General features: G+C 74.1%; 3 protein-coding genes. 1 reads left to right on the forward strand and 2 read right to left on the reverse strand.

Features of this window, described 5'->3' with window-relative positions:
* On the forward strand, nt 1–237 hold a 237-nt coding region (locus MXD58_RS26450; RefSeq protein ID WP_250610489.1), incomplete at its 5' end, for a DUF4232 domain-containing protein.
* Between the two features lie 12 nt (nt 238–249).
* On the opposite strand, the gene MXD58_RS26455 is transcribed toward MXD58_RS26450, so the two are convergent.
* Both MXD58_RS26455 and MXD58_RS26460 read right to left on the reverse strand, forming a co-directional pair.
* Nucleotides 250–1,443 carry a thiolase family protein gene (locus MXD58_RS26455; protein WP_248839065.1) on the reverse strand — a complete coding sequence of 398 codons (1,194 nt, stop codon included), beginning with the start codon at nt 1,441–1,443 and terminating at the stop codon, nt 250–252.
* A 143-nt stretch (nt 1,444–1,586) separates the two neighbouring features.
* Nucleotides 1,587–1,997: DUF309 domain-containing protein (locus tag MXD58_RS26460; protein WP_250610491.1), on the reverse strand; the 411-nt coding region annotated here is incomplete at its 5' end.

Consider the following 1,997-nt stretch of genomic DNA (forward strand, 5'->3'; position numbering starts at 1 on the left):
GGCGCGGCCGGCGCGGCGGTCCGGCTGGCGCCCGGCGCCTCGGCGACGGCGACCCTGCGCACCGTGCATCCCGGCATCCAGCAGGGCTGCGAGCAGGCGAGCCAGACCGCGCCAGTGGTGGCGTTGCGGATCTACCCGCCGGCGAACACCACGCCGCTGCGCCTGCCGCTGTCCGGCGTCACGGCCTGCACCGGCCCGGCCGTCACCCAACTCTCGGTGACGACCTTCACCGGCTAGCGGCGCGGGTGCTCAGAGCCGCTCGATGATGGTGGCGTTGGCCATGCCGCCGCCCTCGCACATCGTCTCCAGGCCGTAGCGTCCGCCGGTGGCCTCCAGGTAGTGGACCAGCGTGGTCAGCAGCCGGGTGCCCGACCCGCCGAGGGCGTGACCCAGCGCGATCGCGCCGCCGCGCGGGTTGAGCTTCGCCGGGTCCGCCCCGGTGTCACGGGCCCAGGCCAGCGGCACCGGCGCGAAGGCCTCGTTGACCTCGTAGGCGTCGAGGTCGTCGATGGACAGCCCGGTCCGCTCGAGCACCTTGCGGGTCGCGGGGATCGGCCCGGTCAGCATGAGCAGCGGGTCGGAACCGACCACGGAGAAACCGTGGAAACGGGCCCGCGGCCGCAGCCCGAGCTCGGCCGCCTTCGACGCGCTCATGATCAGCACCGCCGAGGCGCCGTCGGTCAGCGGGGACGCGTTGCCCGCCGTGACATGCCAGCCGATCTCCGGGAACCGCGCGGCCAGCTCCTCGGTGTAGAACGACGGCCGCAGCCCGGCCAGGCCGTCGATGGTCGTCGCGGGCCGTACCGTCTGGTCGACCAGGTGTGTCGCGGCCTGGCCGTCCGGGAGGGTGATGTCCACCGGGATGATCTCACTGGCGAAGTCGCCGCGGGCCGCCGAGGCGGCGGCGAGCTGGTGCGACCGGGCGGCGAAGGCGTCGAGGTCGGAGCGGTCGAGCTTCCAGCGGGCGCTGATCAGCTCCGCGCCGACGCCCTGGCTGGACAGGCCCTCGGGGTAGCGGGCGTGCATGCTCGGGCCGTACGGCGAGCCGCCGACGACCGCGGAGCCCATCGGCACCCGGCTCATCGACTCGACCCCGGCGGCGATCACGATGTCGTACGCCCCGGCGATCACGCCTTGGGCGGCGAAGTGCGCCGCCTGCTGGCTCGAACCGCACTGGCGGTCGACGGTCGTGGCCGGCACCGACTCGGGGAAGCCGGCGGAGAGCACGGCGTACCGCCCGATGTTGGCCGCCTGGTCGCCGATCTGGCTGACACAGCCGGTGATCACGTCGTCGACCCGCGCCGGGTCGAGCCCGTTGCGGTCAACCAGCGCTCGCAGCGCCGTGGCCAGCAGTTCCACCGGGGGGACCGCGGACAGCGCGCCGCCTGGCTTGCCTCGACCCGAGGCTGTGCGGACCGCATCGACGATGACAGCGTCTTCCATCGCAACTCCCTCGACACCGGGGCGGCGGAGTGGTGCCGCCCGACCGTGCACCGCTTCCAACGGACCCAACCGGGAAAATGGATTGTTCATTCCAGGGATGGGTGAGATGTCACGATAAGCACGGACGGCCTGCGGCGCGCGGGTCAGCCCCGCAACCTGGGCACCCGCAGGTGCGGGCCCGCCTCGTCGCCCGCCTCGGCGACACGTCCGGCGATCCAGGCGCGCAGCCCGGCGACGTCCACGCCGTGGGCGGGGCGTTCGGTCCCGTCCGCGGGGCGTTCGGCGTAGGGCGCGAGGGTCTGCGACGCCCGGGTGAGCAGGTTGATGCCGCCACGGCCGTTGCCCCGGGCGAGGTGGGTGATGCCGACGGCGAGCTGGGTCAGACCGCGCCACAGGTCGCGGTCCTCGTCACCGGCGGACTTCCAGACGGCCTCCAGCACCTCGTGGGCCTGGAAGGGCCGACCGACGTCCAGCAGGTGCTGCGCGGCGGCCAGCGCCGCCGCGGGCGCCAGCACAGGCGGCAGGTTCAGCGGCGCCACGCCGTCGGACTCGCG

The organism is Frankia sp. AgKG'84/4 (genome assembly GCF_023242965.2).
GTDB lineage: Bacteria > Actinomycetota > Actinomycetes > Frankiales > Frankiaceae > Frankia.